The organism is Rosenbergiella sp. YN46, assembly GCF_036620675.1.
Classification (GTDB): Bacteria; Pseudomonadota; Gammaproteobacteria; order Enterobacterales; family Enterobacteriaceae; genus Jejubacter.
On sequence record NZ_JAZHEE010000153.1, the window covers coordinates 1 to 543 of the forward strand.

General features: G+C 57.1%; 1 protein-coding gene. It reads left to right on the forward strand.

The window, feature by feature from the left end; translation table 11 throughout:
• The first annotated feature begins 364 nt into the window (after positions 1–364).
• A complete protein-coding gene (locus tag V3W49_RS22990) occupies positions 365–496 on the forward strand; it encodes a hypothetical protein (RefSeq protein WP_500148297.1) in 132 nt (43 codons plus the stop codon).
• Positions 497–543 lie beyond the last annotated feature (47 nt).

Genomic DNA, 543 nt, shown 5'->3' on the forward strand with positions numbered 1-543 from the left:
GTTAGGGGAGGGATGAGGGGGTTTATGTTGAAGAAGGAGATTATGTGTGGTGATAATGGGATAGAGGGGGTTGGGATTAAGGAGAGGGAGGGGTTGGGGGTGTGAGTGGGGTGGGAGGAGGGGGGAGAGAGGGGGATAAGGATAGGTGGGAAGGTGAGGGAGGGGGATGTTTATCCGGGATAATAGGATGGTATGGTTAGAGGGGGGATGGGGTTTGTGATGGTGGGAGGGGAGGGTTTTCGAGTGAGGGTTGTTTTGGTGGGGGAGAGGATGGAGGAGATGGGGGGGGGGGTAGGGGGGGTTATGAGGGTGGGTGATGATGGGGAGGGGATGGAGGGGGTGAGGGTTAATGAGGAGAGTGTAGATGGGTAAGGTAAAGAGGGTGGTGGGAGTGTTGAGAAAAGGGTTAAAAGTGGTGATGATGGGGGGGAAGAGTAGGGGGTGGAAGAAGGGGAGGAGGGGGGTGGGGATGAGGGGATTGAGGAGGGGGGGGTAAGGGATATGGGGGTTGGGGAGGGAGTGGAAAAGGTGGAAAGGGATGAG

Coding starts and splice junctions, on each gene's coding strand:
- V3W49_RS22990 (WP_500148297.1), top strand. CDS start 365: ATGGGTAAGGTAAAGAGGGTGGTGGGAGTGTTGAGAAAAGGGTTAAAA.